19 protein-coding genes are annotated in these 19645 nt (G+C 72.9%); all 19 read left to right on the top strand.

Annotation, left to right across the window (positions count from 1 at the left end):
* The first annotated feature begins 16 nt into the window (after nucleotides 1–16).
* The 19 genes from ACTHAM_RS13615 (at nucleotide 17) to ACTHAM_RS13525 (ending at nucleotide 19539) form a co-directional block, all read left to right on the top strand.
* Nucleotides 17–1714, top strand: coding sequence for an MDR family MFS transporter (locus tag ACTHAM_RS13615; protein ID WP_440688347.1), 1698 nt, complete (start codon nucleotides 17–19; stop codon nucleotides 1712–1714).
* Between the two features lie 9 nt (nucleotides 1715–1723).
* Nucleotides 1724–2149, top strand: a complete 426-nt coding sequence (locus ACTHAM_RS13610) for a DUF4233 domain-containing protein (protein ID WP_440688345.1) — start codon at nucleotides 1724–1726, stop codon at nucleotides 2147–2149.
* A 10-nt stretch (nucleotides 2150–2159) separates the two neighbouring features.
* On the top strand, nucleotides 2160–2594 hold the full coding sequence (gene ndk / locus ACTHAM_RS13605) for a nucleoside-diphosphate kinase (RefSeq protein WP_440688343.1): 435 nt from the start codon (nucleotides 2160–2162) through the stop codon (nucleotides 2592–2594).
* 71 nt (nucleotides 2595–2665) lie between these two features.
* Nucleotides 2666–6265: a chromosome segregation protein SMC gene (smc, locus tag ACTHAM_RS13600; RefSeq protein ID WP_440688340.1), complete on the top strand. Its 3600-nt coding sequence runs from the start codon at nucleotides 2666–2668 to the stop codon at nucleotides 6263–6265.
* 134 nt (nucleotides 6266–6399) lie between these two features.
* A complete protein-coding gene (locus ACTHAM_RS13595) occupies nucleotides 6400–6732 on the top strand; it encodes a hypothetical protein (protein WP_440688338.1) in 333 nt (110 codons plus the stop codon).
* Nucleotides 6733–6804: 72 nt separating this feature from the next.
* Nucleotides 6805–8031 (top strand): signal recognition particle-docking protein FtsY, encoded by a 1227-nt coding sequence (ftsY, locus tag ACTHAM_RS13590; RefSeq protein WP_440688336.1) that lies wholly within the window; start codon nucleotides 6805–6807, stop codon nucleotides 8029–8031.
* Between the two features lie 235 nt (nucleotides 8032–8266).
* A complete protein-coding gene (locus ACTHAM_RS13585) occupies nucleotides 8267–9565 on the top strand; it encodes an ammonium transporter (protein ID WP_440688334.1) in 1299 nt (432 codons plus the stop codon).
* The gene (locus ACTHAM_RS13580; protein ID WP_440688332.1) at nucleotides 9565–9906 is read left to right on the top strand and encodes a P-II family nitrogen regulator; all 342 of its coding nucleotides are present in this window, start codon (nucleotides 9565–9567) and stop codon (nucleotides 9904–9906) included. The genes ACTHAM_RS13585 and ACTHAM_RS13580 overlap by 1 nt, the downstream gene beginning before the upstream one ends.
* A gap of 22 nt (nucleotides 9907–9928) precedes the next feature.
* On the top strand, nucleotides 9929–11719 hold the full coding sequence (locus tag ACTHAM_RS13575; protein WP_440688330.1) for a [protein-PII] uridylyltransferase: 1791 nt from the start codon (nucleotides 9929–9931) through the stop codon (nucleotides 11717–11719).
* A 38-nt stretch (nucleotides 11720–11757) separates the two neighbouring features.
* Complete coding sequence (gene ffh / locus ACTHAM_RS13570; RefSeq protein ID WP_440688328.1) at nucleotides 11758–13353, top strand: signal recognition particle protein; 1596 nt, start codon at nucleotides 11758–11760, stop codon at nucleotides 13351–13353.
* Nucleotides 13354–13358: 5 nt separating this feature from the next.
* The gene (locus ACTHAM_RS13565) at nucleotides 13359–14456 is read left to right on the top strand and encodes an amidohydrolase family protein (protein ID WP_440688326.1); all 1098 of its coding nucleotides are present in this window, start codon (nucleotides 13359–13361) and stop codon (nucleotides 14454–14456) included.
* 187 nt (nucleotides 14457–14643) lie between these two features.
* Complete coding sequence (rpsP, locus tag ACTHAM_RS13560) at nucleotides 14644–15072, top strand: 30S ribosomal protein S16 (protein ID WP_440688324.1); 429 nt, start codon at nucleotides 14644–14646, stop codon at nucleotides 15070–15072.
* Nucleotides 15072–15311 carry an RNA-binding protein gene (locus ACTHAM_RS13555; RefSeq protein WP_440688322.1) on the top strand — a complete coding sequence of 80 codons (240 nt, stop codon included), beginning with the start codon at nucleotides 15072–15074 and terminating at the stop codon, nucleotides 15309–15311. Before rpsP ends, ACTHAM_RS13555 begins: the two co-directional genes overlap by 1 nt.
* A gap of 131 nt (nucleotides 15312–15442) precedes the next feature.
* Nucleotides 15443–15994 carry a ribosome maturation factor RimM gene (rimM, locus tag ACTHAM_RS13550; protein ID WP_440688320.1) on the top strand — a complete coding sequence of 184 codons (552 nt, stop codon included), beginning with the start codon at nucleotides 15443–15445 and terminating at the stop codon, nucleotides 15992–15994.
* Between the two features lies 1 nt (nucleotide 15995).
* Nucleotides 15996–16799, top strand: coding sequence for a tRNA (guanosine(37)-N1)-methyltransferase TrmD (gene trmD, locus ACTHAM_RS13545; protein ID WP_440688318.1), 804 nt, complete (start codon nucleotides 15996–15998; stop codon nucleotides 16797–16799).
* 197 nt (nucleotides 16800–16996) lie between these two features.
* A complete protein-coding gene (gene rplS / locus ACTHAM_RS13540; protein ID WP_440688316.1) occupies nucleotides 16997–17362 on the top strand; it encodes a 50S ribosomal protein L19 in 366 nt (121 codons plus the stop codon).
* A 231-nt stretch (nucleotides 17363–17593) separates the two neighbouring features.
* The gene (lepB, locus tag ACTHAM_RS13535) at nucleotides 17594–18379 is read left to right on the top strand and encodes a signal peptidase I (RefSeq protein ID WP_440688314.1); all 786 of its coding nucleotides are present in this window, start codon (nucleotides 17594–17596) and stop codon (nucleotides 18377–18379) included.
* Nucleotides 18376–19155 carry a ribonuclease HII gene (locus tag ACTHAM_RS13530; protein ID WP_440688312.1) on the top strand — a complete coding sequence of 260 codons (780 nt, stop codon included), beginning with the start codon at nucleotides 18376–18378 and terminating at the stop codon, nucleotides 19153–19155. The genes lepB and ACTHAM_RS13530 overlap by 4 nt, the downstream gene beginning before the upstream one ends.
* Before the next feature lie 57 nt (nucleotides 19156–19212).
* Complete coding sequence (locus ACTHAM_RS13525; RefSeq protein ID WP_440688310.1) at nucleotides 19213–19539, top strand: DUF2469 domain-containing protein; 327 nt, start codon at nucleotides 19213–19215, stop codon at nucleotides 19537–19539.
* The last annotated feature ends 106 nt before the right edge of the window (nucleotides 19540–19645 follow it).

Raw genomic sequence — 19645 nt, 5'->3', positions numbered from 1 at the left:
CAGAACCGAGGTACCCATGTCATCCGCTGCCGTCGCAGCCCCCCGCGAGGACGACAAGCCGCTCGTCGTCCTGACCTCCCGCACCGTCTGGCTCATCTTCGGTGCGCTCATGGCGAGCATGTTCCTGTCCTCGCTCGACCAGTCGATCGTCGGCACCGCGATGCCCACGATCGTCGGCGAGCTCAACGGTGTCGAGCACCAGGGCTGGGTCGTCACCGCCTACATCCTGGCGATCGCGATCGTCATGCCGCTGTACGGCAAGTTCGGTGACCTGTGGGGCCGTCGCTGGCCCTTCCTCGTCGCGATCGGGCTGTTCACGGTCGCCTCGGCCGGCGCAGGGTTCGCCCAGTCGTTCGGCGAGCTGGTCTTCTGGCGCGGGGTGCAGGGCCTGGGTGGCGGTGGCCTGATGATCCTGTCGCAGGCGATCATCGCCGACATCGTGCCCGCCAAGGAGCGCGGCAAGTACATGGGCCCGATGGGTGCGCTGTTCGGCATCGCGGCCGTCGTCGGGCCGCTGCTCGGCGGCCTGTTCACCGATCACGCCGACTGGCGCTGGTGCTTCTGGATCAACATCCCGATCGGCATCGCCGCGTTCGTCACCGCGTGGTTCACGCTGAAGCTCCCCACGCACCGCTCGGGCCGCAAGATCGACGTGGCCGGCATCCTGTTCATGGTGCTGGGCACCTCCGGCCTGGTGCTGGCCACCTCGTGGCAGAGCTGGACCGGCAACGCCGGCTACGACTGGTCGAACCGCGGTCTGCTCGCGCTGGTCGGCGGGACGATCGTGTCGATCGCCCTGTTCATCCTCGCCGAGACCCGGGCGAGCGAGCCGATCCTGCCGTTGCGCCTGTTCCGCAACCCCACGTTCACCATCGCCACGTCCATCGGCCTGATCCTCGGCATGGGCATGTTCTCCGCGCTGGCGTTCCTGCCCACGTTCCTGCAGATGTCCACCGGGGCCGGGGTCACCGAGTCCGGGTTCCTCATGCTGCCGATGATGGCCGGCGTCATGATCACCGCGATCGGCTCCGGTATCGCGATCACCAAGACCGGTCGCTACAAGATCTTCCCCATCGCCGGCCTGGCCATCACCGCCGCCGGGATCGCGTGGCTCACCCGGATCACGGGCGACATGTCGATGGTGCTGTTCGGCGCCATGATCTTCGTCGTCGGTGTCGGGATGGGCCTGGTCATGCAGACGATCGTGCTGGCCGTGCAGAACGCGGTCGACCCGCACGAGATCGGCACCGCCACCAGCGCGAACAACTTCTTCCGCGAGATCGGGGCAGCTGTCGGCACGGCGCTGTTCAGCACGATCTTCACCACGCGGCTGACCAGCAACCTGGAGTCGGTGTTCGCGGGCGTGCCGGCCGGAGCGGGCGGTGCCGACGCCTCGGGTCTGACCCCGGCCGCGGTGCAGGCCCTGCCCGAGCCGTTCCGCACGGGTGTCGTGGACGCCTTCACGCAGGCCCTTGCTCCCGCGTTCTGGTACCTGATCCCGCTGGTGCTCGTCGGCCTGGTGCTCGCGCTGTTCCTCAAGGAGGTCCGGCTGTCCGACGTGGCCGGCATGGTCGCCCGGGGCGAGGCAGTGGCCGCGGACGACCTGGACGTCGCTGCGGCGACGCCCCCGGCCGACGCGCAGGTCCGCGACGGCGTGCTGGCCGGTGCCCGCACCGACTCCTCGGCGCCCCAGGAACGGCCCTCGGCTGGTTAGCCTGTCCCGATGAGCTCCACCGCGCCGGCCGTGCGCCGCAAGCGACCCGCGAAGCCCCAGTTCACCCAGACGATCCTCGTGCTCGAGGCGTTCGTGGTGCTGTTCGCGACGCTCGTGGTGCGCGGCCTGCGCGTGCACCCGGACCCGACCGTCTGGGCGGTCGGCGGGGTGCTGGTGCTGCTGCTCGTGGTGGCGGCCGGCTGGGTGGGCCGGCCCGGCGGGTATGCCGCCGGCTGGGTGCTGCAGGGCTGGTTGCTGGCCGCGGCACTGCTGGTGCCCGCCGGGGCGCGTGACCTCACGGTCCTGACCGTCCTGGTGTTCGTCGGCCTGTGGGTCGTGGCCGTGCGGCTCGGTGCCCGCATCGACCGCGAGCGCGCCGAGTACGACGCCGCACACCCCGACGAGAGCGCTCCTGAGTCGCCGCCGCGCGGCTAGGGTGACGCCCATGACGGACGCACCCCGCACCCAGCGCACCCTGGTCCTGGTCAAGCCCGACGGCGTGCGCCGGGGGCTCGCCGGTGAGGTGCTGCGCCGCATCGAGGCCAAGGGGTACACCCTCGTGGCCGTCGAGCTGCGGCAGGCCGACGAGGCACTCCTGACCGAGCACTACGCCGAGCACGCGGGCAAGCCGTTCCTGCCGCCGCTGGTGCAGATGATGGCCTCCGGTCCGGTGCTGGCGATCGTCGCCGAGGGGCACCGGGTGATCGAGGGATTCCGGTCCCTGGCCGGGGCCACCGACCCGACGCTCGCCCAGCCGGGCACGATCCGCGGTGACCTCGCCCGCGACTGGGGTCGCCCGGTGATCGAGAACCTGGTGCACGGATCGGACTCGCCGCAGTCCGCGGCGCGCGAGATCGCGCTGTGGTTCCCCGCACTCTGAGTGTGTCGGTCGGGCCGCCCCGGCGGCCCGACCTCCCGGGTGCTCGCCCGAGCGCGCCTTAGGCTGCCCCCGTGCACCTGAAGACCCTGACCCTGCGCGGGTTCAAGTCGTTCGCGTCGGCGACGACGCTGAGCTTCGAACCGGGTGTCACCTGCGTGGTCGGGCCGAACGGGTCGGGCAAGTCCAACGTGGTCGACGCCCTGGCCTGGGTCATGGGCGAGCAGGGCGCCAAGTCGTTGCGCGGCGGCAAGATGGAGGACGTCATCTTCGCCGGCACGGCCGGTCGCCCGCCGCTGGGCCGCGCCGAGGTCGCGCTCACCATCGACAACACCGACGGCGCCCTGCCGATCGAGTACTCCGAGGTGACGATCTCGCGGACGCTGTTCCGCAACGGCGGCTCGGAGTACGCGATCAACGGCCAGGGCTGCCGGTTGCTGGACATCCAGGACCTGCTGTCCGACTCGGGTCTCGGCCGGGAGATGCACGTCATCGTCGGCCAGGGCCAGCTCGACGCGGTGCTGCGTGCCACGCCGGAGGAGCGCCGCGGCTTCATCGAGGAGGCCGCCGGGGTCCTCAAGCATCGCAAGCGCAAGGAGAAGGCGCTGCGCAAGCTCGATGCGATGCAGGCCAACCTCACGCGGCTGGGTGACCTCACGGGCGAGATCCGCCGTCAGCTCGGACCGCTCGGCCGGCAGGCCGAGGTGGCTCGCAAGGCCGCGGTCGTGCAGGCCGACCTGCGGGACGCTCGTGCGCGCCTGCTGGCCGACGACCTGGCCCAGCTGACGGCCACGCTCGAGCAGGAGATCGCCGACGAGACCGCCGTGGCGGTCCGCCGCGCCCAGGTCGAGCAGCTGCTGGGCGCCACCCGCGGCCGGCTGGCGACGCTGGAGCGGGAGGCTGCCGAGGCGGCGCCCGCCCTGAGCGAGGCCAGCGAGGTCTGGTACCGGCTCTCGTCGCAGCGTGAGCGCCTGCGCGGCACGGCGTCCCTCGCGGCGGACCGGGTCCGGCTGCTGGGGTCGGCCACCGCGGAGCGCACCGGCGGCGCGGACCCCGACGACCTCGCGGCGCAGGCCGACCGGGTGCGTCGCGCCGAGGCGGAGCTCGCGGCCGAGGTCGATCTGGCTCGCGTCGCGCTCGAGGCCGCCGTCACGGCACGGGCCGAGGCCGAGCAGGCGGCGGCCTCCGCCGAGCAGGAGCTGGCCACGGCGTTGCGCGGTGCCGCCGACCGCCGCGAGGGCGTGGCGCGCCTCGCCGGGCAGGTGGCGGCACGCCGCAGCCGCGTGGAGGCCACGCAGGCCGAGATCGGCCGGCTGCGTGCGGCGCTGTCCGAGGCCGAGCGGCGCGGCCAGGACGCCACCGTGCAGTTCACGGCCCTGGAGTCGCAGGTCGCGGGGGTCGAGCAGGGTGAGGAGGGGCTCGACGCCGAGCACGAGGCGGCGCTCGAGGCGCTCGAGCTCGCCACCGAGCACGTCGTGGCACTGCGCGAGCAGCTCGAGGCGTCCGAGCGTGAGCGCGCCGCCCTGGAGTCGCGCGCCGAGACGCTCGAGCTGAGCCTGCTGCGCAAGGACGGTGCCGGCGCGCTGCTGGCCGCCGACGGTCTGACGGGCACCATCGGGTCGCTGGCCGCGCTGCTGTCGGTGCAGGTCCGCGACGAGGAGGCGATCGTCGCGGCGCTCGGCGCGCTGGCCGACGCCGTGGCCGTGCAGTCGGTGGACGCCGCGGTCGACGCGATCCGTCACCTGCGCACCGAGGACGCCGGACGCTCCACCCTCGTCATCGCGGAGGTCGGGTCCGCGGCGGCCACCTCGTCGGTATCACCGGTGGGGCAGGTGCTCCCCGCCGCAGACGTGCCCTCGGGCGCGCAGCGCGCGGTGGACCTCGTGCAGGCGCCGGAGTCGGTGCGGGCCAGCGTCGAGGCGCTGCTGGCCGACGTGGTGGTCGTCGACGACCTCGCCCAGGCGCGCGCGCTCGTGGCCTCCCACCCGCACCTGGTCGTCGCCACACGTGCCGGGGACGTGCTGGCCCGCAACCGGGCCTGGGGAGGGTCGGCCGCGGCGCCCAGCGCTCTGCACCTGCAGTCCGCGCTCGACCAGGCCCGCCTCGGGGCGCAGCAGGCCACCGCGACCGCGCAGCGGGTCCGGTTCGAGCTGGTCGGCGCGGTGGAGGCGCAGGCCGCGGCACGCACCGCCCACGAGCAGACCCTCGACCGGCTCAACGAGTCGGACGCCGCCCTGGCCGCGGTCGCCGAGCAGCTGGGCCACCTCGGCTCCACGGCTCGCGCGGCCCGCGCCGAGGCCGAGCGCATGCAGACGTCGTTGGACGCTGCCGAGCGCACCCTCGCCGACGACACCGCGACTCTCGTCGAGCTGGCCGCACGCCTGGAGGCCGCCGAGCGGGAGCCCGCCGAGAGCGAGGCCGCGATCGCGACCGGCAGCGCCCGCCGCGACGAGCTGTCCGACCTGGCCACGGCCGCCCGTGCGCGGGAGACCGAGGCGCGGCTGACGCTGCGCACCAGCGAGGAGCGGGCCCGGGCGTTGTCGGGCAGGGCCGAGTCTCTCGAGCGCGCCGCCCGCACGGAACGCGAGGCCCGCGCCCGCGCGGCCGCACGGGAGAAGGCCCGTGCGCAGCAGGCGGCGGTCGCCGAGGCCGTGCGCGAGGGTGCGACCCGCGCCCTGGCCGTGCTCGAGGTGTCGCTGCGCCGGGCCACCGCCGAGCGGGAGGCCGCGGAGGTGGCTCGCACCCGCCGCGACGAGGAGATCGCGGCGGTGCGTGCCGAGGTGGACACCCGTGCCAAGGAGCTCGCCGAGCTGACGGACGTGGCGCACCGCGACGAGGTCGCCCGCACGCAGCAGCGGTTGCGCATCGAGGCACTGCAGGCGCGCGCGGTCGACGACCTCGGTCTGGACCCGGCCGTGCTGCTCGAGGAGTTCGGTCCGCACCGGGCGGTCCCGGTCGTGCTGGCGCCCGGCGTGGAGCCGGAGCCGGGAGACCCCACCGAGGTCCCGTACGTGCGCGAGCAGCAGGAGAAGCGGCTGCGCGCGGCCGAGCGTGCGCTGTCCCTGCTGGGGCGGGTGAACCCGCTCGCGCTGGAGGAGTTCGCCGCGCTCGAGGAACGGCACAAGTTCCTCACCGAGCAGCTGGCCGACCTGAAGAAGTCCCGCGCGGACCTGCTGGAGATCGTCAAGGAGATCGACGAGCGGGTCGAGCAGGTGTTCGCCGAGGCGTACCGCGACACCGCCGAGGCGTTCGACCGGGTGTTCCCACGGCTGTTCCCCGGAGGTGAGGGCCGTCTGGTGCTGACGGACCCCGACGACATGCTGACCACGGGCATCGAGGTCGAGGCGCGTCCGGCCGGCAAGAAGGTCAAGCGGCTGTCGTTGTTGTCGGGGGGTGAGCGGTCGCTGACGGCCGTGGCCCTGCTGGTGGCGATCTTCAAGGCGCGACCCAGCCCGTTCTACGTCATGGACGAGGTCGAGGCCGCGCTCGACGACGCGAACCTCGGTCGGCTGCTGGAGATCTTCCGCGAGCTGCAGGAGGACTCCCAGCTGATCGTCGTCACGCACCAGAAGCGCACGATGGAGATCGCCGACGCCCTCTACGGGGTGACCATGCGCGGTGACGGGGTGACCACGGTCATCAGCCAGCGGATGCGCGAGGACGCGGCCGTCTGAGGTGAGTGGGTGGCGCGTCCCCCGGTGCCGTCTCGGGAGCCCGTGGGCCCCGGCGGTGTGAAGGTTTCGTGCGCCTTCGCGGCGGGCCAGGCGAGCCGTCGGGCCCGGCCGCCGGGCGGGCACAGACTGGTCGTGTGGTGGTTGTCGTCGGTCTCGTCCTTGCCCTTCTCGTCGCTGCGGCCGTCCTCGTGATGGCCGTGCGGTCGTCCGCGCGCGAGGGCGAGCGCCCGGTCGGCGAGCTCGTGGAGGCCTGGCGTGGGCGTGCACGTTCCGCCGAGGCGCCCGGCGACGAGGCCGAGGCCACCCCGGTCGACGTGAGCCTGAGCGAGTTCCTGCGGGCCAACGTCGAGCAGGGCCAGGCGTACCTGCAGGTCGACGACCTGGCCGAGCGGCTGCAGCGGGCCAGCGAGGTCACCCGTCGCGCGATCCCCGGCCACGCGGGGTCCGCCGGTCAGCCCGGGGCCTGACCGGAGCCGGCCTGAACGCGCCGCACCTCGCGCGGGTCGCGGGAGGGACGCGACGACCGTCAGACTGTGCCGGTGAACCCCGACACCCTCACCCTGCTCGCCGTCGGCCTGCCGACCCTGGCCGCCGCCGCGACGGCCGTGACCGTCCTCGTCCGGCGCCGCGGGTCGGGCTCGCAGGACGAGGCGGCGCCCTCCGCCGACGACCGCGTCGTGGACGGCACCACGGCCGTCCAGGAGGGTGAGCCCGCCACCGCACCTGCACCTGCGCCTGCCCCGGACGTCGAGGCCCTCCCCGTCCTCGACGGCGAGGCCACGGCGCTCGAGGAGCTCGAACGCGCCGCGGCGCTCGAGGTGCCGGCGCCGGTCCAGGGCCGCATGGCACGGCTCCGCGACCGCCTGGCGCGGTCTGGTTCCCCCTTGGGTGCACGGTTGCTGTCGGTGCTCTCGCGCGACCACCTCGGCGAGGAGGACTGGGACGAGCTGGAGGAGGTGCTGCTGCTGGCCGACGTCGGCGCGGGCCCGGCCACCGAGCTCATCGACGCGTTGCGCACGCAGGCACGCGTGCACGGGCTCAGCGACGCGGCCCAGGTGCGGGCGCTGCTGCGCGAGCAGCTGCTGGCCCTCGTCGACCCGTCGATGGACCGGTCGCTGGCCACGACGCCGGCGACCGCCGAGGACGGCACCCACGTCCCGGCCGTCGTGCTCGTGGTGGGCGTCAACGGCACCGGCAAGACCACGACGGTCGGCAAGCTCGCGCGCGTGCTGGTCGCCGAGGGGCGCACCGTCGTCCTGGGTGCCGCCGACACGTTCCGGGCCGCGGCCGCGGACCAGCTGCAGACCTGGGGGTCGCGCGTGGGCGTGACGACGGTCCGCTCGGACCGTGATGGTGCCGACCCTGCCGCGGTGGCCTTCGACGCCGTGCGCACCGGCACGCAGGAAGGCGTGGACGTGGTGCTCGTCGACACGGCGGGCCGCCTGCAGAACAAGGCGGGTCTGATGGACGAGCTGGGCAAGATCACCCGCGTGCTCACCCGGCAGGCGCCGCTGTCCGAGGTGCTGCTCGTGCTCGACGCGACGACCGGCCAGAACGGGCTGAACCAGGCCCGGGTGTTCGGGGAGGTCGCCGGTGTCACGGGCATCGTGCTCACCAAGCTGGACGGCACCGCCAAGGGCGGCATCGTCGTGGCCGTGCAGCGTCAGCTGGGTGTGCCGGTCAAGCTGGTCGGGCTGGGCGAGGGCCCGGACGACCTGGCGCCGTTCGACCCGGAGGCGTTCGTCGACGGTCTGCTGCGCGGCTGAGGGCCCGCCGCCCGCCGGCCACCCCGCTGGCCGCCACGAGGTGCCGCCGCGAGGTGCCGCCGCGGGGTCGGTCGCTCTCGCATGCTGGACGCTCGGCAAGGACGAAACCGAACGTTTACCTCGACGCGGGGCTTGTCACCTCGCTGTAACAGTCGCAGCGCATCACCGAAACCCCGCTCCTCGACCGTGATACCAGACCAGCCACCCCGGGCTGGCGAGCGGAGAGGCGATCTCGATGGAATTCGCTTTGGACAGCGGGAACACGGCGTGGATGATCACCGCCGCGTCTCTCGTGCTGCTGATGACGCCGGGTCTGGCGTTCTTCTACGGCGGCATGGTGCGCGGCAAGAGCGTGCTCAACATGATGATGATGAGCTTCGGTGCCATGGGCATCGTCGGCCTCATCTGGGTGCTGTACGGCTACTCGGGCACGTTCGGCACGGACGTCGCCGGTCTGTTCGGCAACCCGTTCGACTTCTTCGGCCTGCAGGGCGCCACCGACGACCAGAGCCTGATGGTCTTGTCGGGCGTGCCGTTCCTGGTGGCCGCCGGCTACCAGGCGACGTTCGCGATCATCACGGTCGCGCTGATCTCCGGTGCCATCGCCGACCGGTTCAAGTTCAGCGCGTGGATGGTGTTCGCCGCGATCTGGGTGACCATCGTCTACATCCCGCTCGCGCACATGGTGTGGGGCGGCGGTCTGCTCAGCGCGACCGGCATCACCGAAGGGTTGTCCACCCCGATCGACTTCGCCGGCGGCACGGTCGTGCACATCAACGCAGGTATCGCCGGCCTGGTGCTGGCCATCCTGGTGGGCGCGCGCAAGGGCTTCGGCAAGGAGCCGATGCGGCCGCACAACCTGCCGTTCGTCATGCTCGGTGCCGCGCTGCTGTGGTTCGGCTGGTTCGGGTTCAACGCGGGCTCGGAGTTCGCAGCCGACGGCGTCGCGGGTCGTGCCTGGCTCAACACCATGGTCGCCACCTGTGTCGCGATGCTCGCCTGGCTCGGCACGGAGAAGCTGCGTGACGGCCACGCCACGTCGCTGGGTGCTGCCTCGGGTGTCGTCGCCGGTCTGGTCGCGATCACCCCGGCCGCCGCGGCGGTCGACTCCTACGGTGCCATCGCCATCGGTGCCATCGCGGGTGTGCTGTGCGCCCTCGCCGTCGGCCTGAAGTACAAGTTCGGCTACGACGACTCGCTCGACGTCGTCGGCGTCCACCTGGTCGGCGGTCTGACCGGCACCGTGCTCATCGGCTTCTTCGCCACCGATGCCAACTCGACCTTCCTCCCGGACGGGGCCCTCAAGGGCCTGTTCTACGGTGGCGGTGCGACGCAGCTGGCGACGCAGGTCATCGTGGCGCTCGCCGCGGTGGTGTTCAGCGGCGTGATGACCCTGCTCATCGGTCTGGCGCTCAAGGCCACCATCGGCCTGCGCGCCTCCGAGGAGGCCGAGGTCGGCGGTATCGACCTGGCTGTGCACGGTGAGACGGCGTACGAGACCCTGGGTGCCCGCGTTGTGACGGAGGTGAAGTGATGACGAAGCTCGTGACGGCGGTCATCCAGCCGCACCGGCTGGATGACGTCAAGTCGGCCCTCGAGGCTGCTGGTGTGCGTGGTCTGACCGTGAGCGAGGCGAGCGGCTACGGCCGTCAGCGGGGCCACACGGAGGTCTACCGCGGCGCGGAGTACACCGTGGACCTGGTCCCGAAGGTCAAGATCGACGTCCTGGTCGGTGACGAGGACGTGGCCGGTGTCGTCGAGGTCGTGGTGAAGGCCGCGCAGACCGGCAAGATCGGTGACGGCAAGGTCTGGGTGGTCCCGGTCGAGGACGTCGCTCGCGTCCGCACCGGTGAGCACGGCGACGACGCACTCTGACCGGGACGGTCGTACGCAGCAGATGACACAGGAACGGCCGCCCGGGGGTGCGGTCGGGAACGAGTCGCCGGAGGTCCCGCACCCCGCCGGGGTGCGGGACCTCCGCGTCGAACGGCTCGATCTCGCCGCGCGCCTCACGGGCCCGCACACCGACGGGGTGGCCCGTCGGGCCGCCGTGGTCGAGCTCGTCGTGCAACGCCTCGGTGAGCTGTGGGCGCAGGCGACGGACGGCGTCGACGTCACCGGCGTCGCCCTGGGGGCCGTCGGCTCGATCGGGCGCGGTGACGCCAGCCCGGTCTCCGACCTGGACCTGCTGCTCGTGCACGAGGGGCGAGGGCACTCCGCCGAGGAGCTCGCGGCCCTCGCGCAGCGGCTGTGGTACCCGATCTGGGACGCGGGCCTCGACCTCGACCACTCGGTGCGCTCCCTGGCGCAGTGCCGCCAGGTCGCCTCCAAGGACCTGCCCGCCGCGGTCGGGCTGCTCGACCTGCAGCCCGTGGCCGGTGATGCGGTGGTGATCGCCCGCGCCAAGTCGGCCCTGCTGGCCGACTGGCGTTCGGCCGCGCGACGGCGGCTGCCGGAGCTGCTCGGCTCGACCCGGCAGCGCGCCGAGCGGCACGGCGAGCTTGCCTACCTCATCGAACCGGACCTCAAGGAGGCTCGGGGCGGGATCCGCGACGCCGTGGTGCTCAGCGCGCTCGCGGCCACGTGGCTCACCGACCGCCCGCACGGCGCGGTGGACAGCGCCTACACCCACCTGCTCGACGTGCGTGACGCCGTGCAGGTCACCACGCGGCGGCACACGAACCGTCTGCTGCTGGCCGACCAGGACGAGGTCGCGGCCGTCGTCGGCTTCGACGACCGTGACGACCTGCTCGCCTCGATCGCCGAGGCCGGGCGGATCATCTCGTACGCGCTCGACACGACGGTGCGCAACGCCCGCCAGGCGCTGCAACGCCCCGCGCTCAAGCCGATCCTGGTCCGCGGCCGGCGCACGGCGCCACGTCTGCGCGCCATCGCCGAGGGCCTCGTGGAGCACGACGGGGAGATCGTGCTGGCCGTCGACGCCCGACCGGCCGAGGACCCGCTGCTGTCGTTGCGGGCGGCCGCCACCGCGGCGCGCACCGGGCTGACCCTCTCGCCGGTGACGGTCGCCAGCCTGACGGCCACCCCGCCGCTGCCCGAGCCGTGGCCGCGGGCCGCGCGCACGTACCTGCTGCAGCTGCTGGCCTCGGGGCCGGCGCAGGTGCCGGTCTGGGAGGCCCTGGACCTGGCGGGCGTCGTCACCACCTGGATCCCGGAGTGGGCCGCGGTGCGCAACCGCCCGCAGCGTTCGCCCGTGCACCGCCACACCGTCGACCGTCACCTGGTCGAGACGGTCGCCCGTGCCGGCCGTGACCGACGCGGCGTCGAGGCGGGGGACACGCTGATGCTGGCGGCGCTGCTGCACGACATCGGCAAGCGTGCGGGCGCCGGTGACCACTCCGTCGAGGGTGCCCGCCTGGCCGGACCGATCGTGACGCGCATGGGGTTCGAGGACCAGGTCGCCTCCGACGTCACCCGTCTGGTCCGCGAGCACCTGACGCTCGCGGACCTGGCCACGACCGAGGACCCTGACGACCCGGAGACGGTCGAGCGGCTGCTGCTGGCCGTGGACCACCGCCTCGACATGCTGCGGATCCTGCGGGTGCTCACCGAGGCGGACGCCTCGGCAGCGGGCCCGGCGGCGTGGAGCGCGTGGCGCGGCACGCTCGTCGACGACCTGGTGGCGCGGGCCTCGCGACGGCTGGCAGGTACCCTGGACCGTCCGTAGTCCCGCAAGCCGATCCGATCCGAGCGAGGTCCGTAGCGGTGTTCGCCACCCTGTCCGACCGTCTGACGTCGACCTTCAAGAACCTGCGCACGAAGGGCCGGCTCTCCGAGGCCGACATCGACGCGACGGTCCGCGAGATCCGTCGTGCGCTGCTCGACGCGGACGTCGCCGTCCCGGTCGTGCGTTCGTTCACGGCTGCTGTCCGCGAGCGGGCGCTGTCCGCCGAGGTGTCCGGTGCGCTGAACCCCGCGCAGCAGGTCGTCAAGATCGTCAACGACGAGCTGGTGACGATCCTCGGCGGCCAGAACCGGCCCCTCGCGCTGGCCAAGAACCCGCCGACGGTCATCATGCTGGCCGGTCTGCAGGGTGCCGGGAAGACGACGCTCGCGGGCAAGCTCGCGCTGCACCTGAAGGGTCAGGGTCACACGCCGCTGCTGGTCGCGGCCGACCTGCAGCGTCCCAACGCGGTGACGCAGCTGCAGGTGGTGGGGGAGCGGGCCGGCGTGCCGGTCTTCGCCCCGCACCCGGGCAACCAGGGTCACGACGACGTCCTTCCGGCCGGCGCCGACCCGGTGGCCGTCTCCCGCGAGGGCCTGGCCACGGCGCACGCCAAGCAGCACGACGTCGTGATCGTCGACACCGCCGGCCGCCTCGGCGTCGACGCCGAGCTCATGGCGCAGGCCGCCGACATCCGTGACGCGGTCGACCCCGACGAGGTCCTGTTCGTCATCGACGCGATGATCGGCCAGGACGCCGTGACCACCGCGCAGGCGTTCGCCGACGGTGTCGGCTTCACCGGTGTGGTGCTGTCCAAGCTCGACGGCGACGCGCGCGGTGGTGCGGCTCTGTCGGTCGCCTCGGTCACCGGGCGTCCGATCCTGTTCGCCTCCACGGGTGAGAAGCTCACCGACTTCGAGGTGTTCCACCCCGACCGGATGGCCTCGCGCATCCTCGACATGGGTGACGTGCTCACCCTCATCGAGCAGGCCGAGAAGGCGTTCGACGCCGAGCAGGCCGAGAAGATGGCCGGCAAGCTCGCCAGCGGTGAGGACTTCACGCTCGCGGACTTCCTCGTGCAGATGCAGCAGCTGCGCAACATGGGCTCGATCAAGAAGATGTTCGGGATGCTGCCCGGCATGGGCCAGATGCGCGAGGCGCTCGACAACTTCGACGAGCGTGAGGTCGACCGCATCGAGGCGATCATCCGCTCGATGACGCCCGCCGAGCGCGACAACCCGAAGATCATCAACGGATCGCGTCGTTCGCGCATCGCGCGCGGGTCGGGCACCACGGCCACCGACGTCAACCAGCTGCTCGACCGGTTCGACGGCGCGCAGAAGATGATGAAGCAGATGGCCCGCACCGGTGGCATGCCGGGCATGGGCAACCTGCCAGGCATGGGTGGCAAGAAGTCGCGCGGGCGGGTGGCGCCGCCGGCCCGCAAGGTCAAGGGCAAGTCCGGCAACCCGGCCAAGCGTGCCGAGCAGGAGCGGGCCGCCACCGAGCGCGCGTTGAACGGTCCGTCCGCCCCGGCGGGTTCCGCCTTCGGGTTGGGGCAGCCGGCACCCGAGCAGGTCGACCCCTCGTCGTTGCAGCTGCCGGCCGGCTTCGACAAGCTGCTCGGAGGGCGCTGACTGCGGTGACGGGGCGCGTGCTGCACCTGCGCGGGACGATCGTGCTCGACGACGAGCGCGAGGTCGGCGAGGCGTGGGTCGTCGGCGACCGGCTCACCTTCAGTCGACCGTCCACCCCCGTGGACGCGACGCTCGAGGGCTGGGTGCTGCCGGGTCTGGTCGACGTGCACTGCCACATCGGGCTGGCCGCCGACGGTGCCGTCGACCGCGCCACCGCTCACGCGCAGGCCGTCGCCGACCGCGACTCCGGTGTGCTGCTGGTCCGGGACGCGGGCTCACCTGCGGACACCGCCTGGGTGCACGGGGCCGACGAGTTGCCGCGGCTGCTGCGCGCCGGTCACCACCTGGCCCGCCCCAAGCGGTACCTGCGGCACTACGGCCGTGAGCTCGACGACGTCGCCGACCTGCCTGCGGCCGTGGCGCAGGAGGCTGCCCGTGGTGACGGCTGGGTCAAGCTCGTCGCGGACTGGATCGACCGGGACCTGGGCCCGGACGGGGACCTGCGTCCGCTGTGGCCGGCGGACGTGCTTGCCGAGGCGGTGGCCGCCGCGCACGCGGCCGGTGCCCGCGTCACCGCGCACACCTTCGCCACGGAGTCGCTCGACGCGCTGCTGGACGCCGGGGTGGACTGCCTGGAGCACGCGTGCGGCGCCACCCCCGACCAGGTCGCCCGGATCGCCGCGGCGGGCATCCCCGTGACGGCCACGCTGCTCCAGGTCGCCCAGTTCGAGTCGATCGCCGCGCAGGGGGAGCGTCGCTTCCCGCGTTTCGCCGCGCGGATGCGGGCGCTGCACGCGCACCGGTACGCCCTGGTGCGTGACCTGCACGACGCCGGCGTGCCCGTGCTGGTGGGCACCGACGCGGGCGGCACGATCGCGCACGGCCGGATCGCCGACGAGGCGGCCGAGCTGGTGCGTGCCGGTCTGCCGGCTCGCGACGTGGTCGCTGCGGCCAGTTGGCGCACGCGGGCCTGGCTGGGCGTGCCGGGTCTGGGCGAGGGGGCCAGCGCCGACCTGGTCGTGTACGACGCCGATCCGCGGCTGGACGTCGGCGTGCTGGGCTCGCCGCGGGCCGTGGTGCTGCGAGGCGTGCGGGTCCGGTGACGGTGGCGCGGGTCCGCCGCGGTTCGTGTTGGGGGCGGGCTCGTGCGTCTGGCACAATGGTCGGCTGTACCCGGCCCGAGCAGCCCCTCTACCTGCGCGGTGCCGTGTCCCCGGACGAACCGTTGCGCCCACCCCACGGAGCCGCGCGGGAAGACCACCCCAGCAGACCTCAGGAGAAGACCACACCGTGGCCACCAAGATCCGTCTCAAGCGCCTGGGCAAGATCCGCGCGCCGTACTACCGCATCGTCGTCGCCGACTCGCGCACCAAGCGCGACGGTCGCGTGATCGAGGAGATCGGCAAGTACCACCCCACCGAGGAGCCCTCGTTCATCGAGGTCAAGTCGGAGCGTGCGCAGTACTGGCTCGGTGTCGGCGCGCAGCCGACCGAGCAGGTCCTCGCGCTGCTCAAGGTCACCGGCGACTGGCAGAAGTTCAAGGGCCTGCCGGGCGCCGAGGGCACGCTGCGCACCAAGGCCGCCAAGGGCGACGTCAAGGCCGCGGTCGAGGCCGTCGCCGCCGACGCCGAGAAGGCCAAGGCCAAGGCGTCCGAGAAGAAGGCCGCTGCGGCCGTCGAGGCCCCGGCCGAGGCGCCCGCCGAGGACGAGCAGGCCTGATGCTCTCCGACGCGCTCGAGCACCTGGTGCGCGGCATCGTCGACCACCCGGACGACGTCCGCGTGAAGACGTCGACGTTGCGACGCGGCGAGCTCCTCGAGGTGCGCGTGCACCCCGACGACCTCGGCCGGGTGATCGGTCGCGGCGGTCGGACCGCACGTGCGTTGCGCACCGTCGTCGGTGCGCTCGCACCGGACGGTTCCGTCCGGGTCGACGTCGTGGACGTCGACCGCCGCTGACGCAGCACGCCGCGAAGGCACCCCGCGAAGGCCCGGCCCCTACTGTGGGGACCGGGCCTTCGCCATGGGCGTCGTGCGCAGCACCCCATCCCAGGTCGGCCCGAGCCGTCGCGAACCACCGGAGGATCACCATGCAGCTGACCGTCGCGCGGATCGGCCGTGCCCACGGCCTGCGCGGGGAGGTCGCGCTCGACCTGCGCACCGACACCCCGCACGAGCGGTTCGCGGTCGGCACCCGGCTGCAGACCGAACCTGCCTCGGCGGGTCCCTTGACCGTCGAGCGCACCCGGGTCCAGCAGGACCGGTGGTTCGTGACGTTCGCCGAGGTGCACGACCGCACGGGCGCCGAGTCACTGCGGGGTGTGGAGCTGGTCGTGGAGGCAGCCGAGTCGGACGAGGACGACGCCTGGTACCCGCACGAGCTGGCGGGTCTGCGGGCGGAGCACGTCGACGGCAGGCTGCTGGGCGAGATCGTCGGGCTCGAGCACCTGCCGGCGCACGACATGCTGGTGCTGCGCGAGACCGACGGCGCGCGCACGCTCGTGCCGTTCGTGCGCGCGATCGTGCCCGTGGTGGACGTGCCGGGTGGTCGGGTGGTCCTGGACCCGCCCGGCGGTCTGCTGGCCTCGGACGCGGCGAACCTGGTCGTCTCGGACGAGACGCGCGGCACGGACGAGGGCTGACGTGCGTATCGACGTCGTCTCGATCTTCCCGGACTACCTGAGCCCTCTCGAGCTCTCGCTCGTCGGCAAGGCGCGTCAGACGGGTCTGCTGGACCTGCGCGTGCACGACCTGCGCGACTGGACGACGGACCGGCACCGGACGGTCGACGACACCCCGTTCGGCGGCGGTGCCGGCATGGTCATGCGCCCCGACGTGTGGGGGCGCGCGCTGGACGACGTGCTGGACGAGGGCGCACACCTGATCGTGCCGACGCCCTCGGGCGAGCCGTTCACGCAGCGGCATGCGGAGCGCCTGGCCGGCGAGCAGCACCTGGTGCTGGCGTGCGGACGGTACGAGGGCATCGACGCCCGCGTCGCCGAGCACTACCGGTCGCGTGGGCGGGTGTCCGAGCTGTCCATCGGGGACTACGTGCTCAACGGAGGCGAGGTCGCCGCCCTCGTCGTGGTCGAGGCGGTGGCTCGGCTGCTGCCCGGCGTCGTCGGCAATCCCGACTCGCTGGTCGAGGAGTCGCACGGGGCCGCGGGTCTGCTGGAGTACCCGGTGTACACCAAGCCGCCGGTCTGGGACGGGCTGGAGGTACCCGAGGTGCTGCTGTCCGGCCACCACGCCCGCATCGCACGCTGGCGCCGTGACCAGGCGCTGATGCGGACCGCCGAGCGCCGCCCGGACCTTGTCGCGGCGCTCGACCCGACGGGGCTGGACGCGCACGACCGCGCTGTCCTCGCCGGCAGCGGCCCGCGCGCCGACTGGCAGGCCGAGGGCGGCAGGGCGCGAGACGAGCTGGGGACCGGCGGCCAGGGCTGAGGCGACGATTACCGGCGCCGTGGCTGCCTGTGGCAGACTGGGAGGTCGGTGCGCGCCGGTCGCGTCTCTGCCACAGGGGAGACGACCCACGACCACGGGAGCATTCTCTCGACGTACCGGACCATGAGCCGATCCGGCGTCCACGGACGCCCGTAACGCGCTGCTGACCTGTGGCAGGGGCGGGGAAGTGACACACCATGCACGTGCTCGACAGCGTCGACGCAGCCTCGCTGCGCTCCGACATCCCGGACTTCCGCGCCGGTGACACCGTCAAGGTCAACGTCAAGGTCGTCGAGGGCAACCGCTCCCGCATCCAGGCGTTCCAGGGTGTCGTCATCGCCCGCCAGGGTGACGGCGTGCGCGAGACCTTCACCGTCCGCAAGATCAGCTTCCAGGTCGGCGTCGAGCGGACCTTCCCGGTGCACTCCCCGTCGCTGGAGTCGATCGAGGTCGTCACCCGCGGTGACGTCCGTCGCGCGAAGCTGTACTACCTGCGCAACCTGCGCGGCAAGAAGGCCAAGATCAAGGAGAAGCGCGACGCGATCCCGGCCAAGAAGGCCTGACGCTCCACGCTCCTTGTCTCCACGGGCGGTCACCGGTTCCGGTGACCGCCCGTCGGCGTTCCCGGACCGGTGCGGACGGGGCCTTGATGCGTGGCCCGATGCTCGCGGTGCCGCGCGGCATGCGAGAGTGTCCGGGTGGACGACCGCACGGACGATATCGACGACCTCCCCCCACGACCGTGGTCGCCGACCTCCGTGCAAGGACCCGATCCTGCCGGGCCGCCCGCGGTCGTGAGCCCGGCGGGGTTCGCGCGCGTCGACGAGGGCGAGCAGGCCGCCGCGCAGCACCGCCGCACCTCTGTGCCCGAGCACCGGCACGCGGCCCGTCGTCGCCAGAGCACCGGCCTGGCCTGGGCACGCGAGACCGTGATCATCCTGGGCAGCGCCCTGGTCCTGTCGTTGCTGGTCAAGACGTTCCTCGTGCAGGCGTTCTTCATCCCCAGCTCCTCGATGCACGACACGCTCGTCGAGGACGACCGCATCCTGGTCAGCAAGTTGACACCGGGGCCGTTCGACCTGCATCGCGGCGACGTCGTCGTCTTCAAGGACCCCGGTGGCTGGCTGGAGCCCACCACACCGCCCGATCGTGGACCGGTGGGCGAGGCCGTGAACGACGCGCTCACCTGGGTCGGTCTGCTGCCCCAGGACGCCGGGTCGCACCTGGTCAAGCGCGTGATCGGCCTGCCGGGCGATCATGTGGCGTGCGCGGGCGCAGGGTCGCCGGTGACCGTCAACGGCGTGGCGATCGAGGAGACCTACCTCGCGGAGGGAGCCATCCCCAGCGAGGTGGCGTTCGACAAGGTCGTGCCCGAGGGATTCCTGTGGGTGATGGGCGACAACCGGCAGCACTCGGCGGACTCCCGGTTCAACACCGGCAACCCCGGGGGAGGTTTCGTCCCGGTCGACAACGTGGTCGGGGTCGCCTTCGTCACGGTGTGGCCGCTGTCGCGTGCCGCGGTGCTGAAGAACCCGGGTGAGGTGTTCGCCGACGTCCCTGCGGCTTCGGAGCAGGGATGAGCGGCCCGCACCTGCGCCTGGAGCGCACGCTGCTGCGCGAGGGTGCGACGCTCGTGGCCGGGATGGACGAGGTGGGTCGCGGTTCGCTGGCCGGTCCGGTGAGCGTCGGCGTCGTGGTCGTGGACCTCTCGACGCGTTCGGCGCCGGTGGGTGTGGCCGACTCCAAGCTGCTGAGCCCCGCCGCCCGCACGGCGCTCCTGCCCGCACTGACCCGGTGGGGCCGCGCGCGGGCCGTCGGGCACGCCTCGGCGCAGGAGATCGACGAGTACGGCATCATCGCCGCGCTGCGCCTGGCAGGTACCCGCGCGCTGACGGCCGTGGCCGCTGTCGTCGGGCCGGTCGACACGGTGCTGCTCGACGGTTCGCACGACTGGCTGACACCTCCGACGCAGGGTGACCTGTTCTCCGAGCCGGAGGTGGCCCACCTGCCCACCGTGCGCATGCGGGTCAAGGCCGACCGCACGTGCGCCTCGGTCGCGGCGGCCAGTGTGCTGGCCAAGTGCGAGCGCGACGGGCTGATGGCGGCCCTCGCCGAACGCTTCCCGGCCTACCGCTGGCACGAGAACAAGGGGTACGCCTCTCCCGACCACGTGGCGGCACTGCGTGAGCTGGGTCCGAGCGAGCTGCACCGGCGCTCGTGGCGGCTGCCCGCCGCGGAGCCCGCGCCGGTGCTGCGCGAGGAGGTCGACGTCATGCCCGACCTGCTGGCCGTGTTCGATCGTGCGGGCGCGGGCGCGGGCGCGGGCGCGGGCGCGGGCGCGGGCGCCGGGGCCTGAGGGGCTGCGGGTGCGTCGCGGGGCGGTCCGGAGCGGGCGATGGGGGATGATGGGTCTGTGAGCGCGGAGGACCTGGAGAACTACGAGACCGACATGGAGCTCGCGCTCTACCGTGAGTACCGCGACGTCGTCGGGCTCTTCTCGTACGTCGTGGAGACCGAGCGCCGCTTCTACCTGGCCAACCAGGTCGACCTGCAGGTGCGTTCGGCGGCCGGTGAGGTCTACTTCGAGCTGAGTCTGGCCGACGCCTGGGTCTGGGACGTGTACCGCTCGGCGCGGTTCGTGAAGTCGGTGCGTGTCGTGACGTTCAAGGACGTCAACGTCGAGGAGCTCGCCAAGGCGGAGCTCGACCTCGGTGGGAGCGCGGCGGGCTTCGGCCGCTGACGTCCGAGGCGTCCACAGCCACCGGCCCGTGAGGTCGACGCCCGGACGGCGCACGCCCCGCCCCGTGGCCCCGGTTCCTCCCGGCAGCCTGGGTGCTCGGGAGGTG

The sequence above is a fragment of the Cellulomonas soli genome (genome assembly GCF_052036975.1).
GTDB lineage: Bacteria > Actinomycetota > Actinomycetes > Actinomycetales > Cellulomonadaceae > Cellulomonas > Cellulomonas soli_A.
The sequence above is the reverse complement of the archived record's forward strand: the minus strand, read 5'-3'. Positions and strand labels throughout refer to the sequence as shown.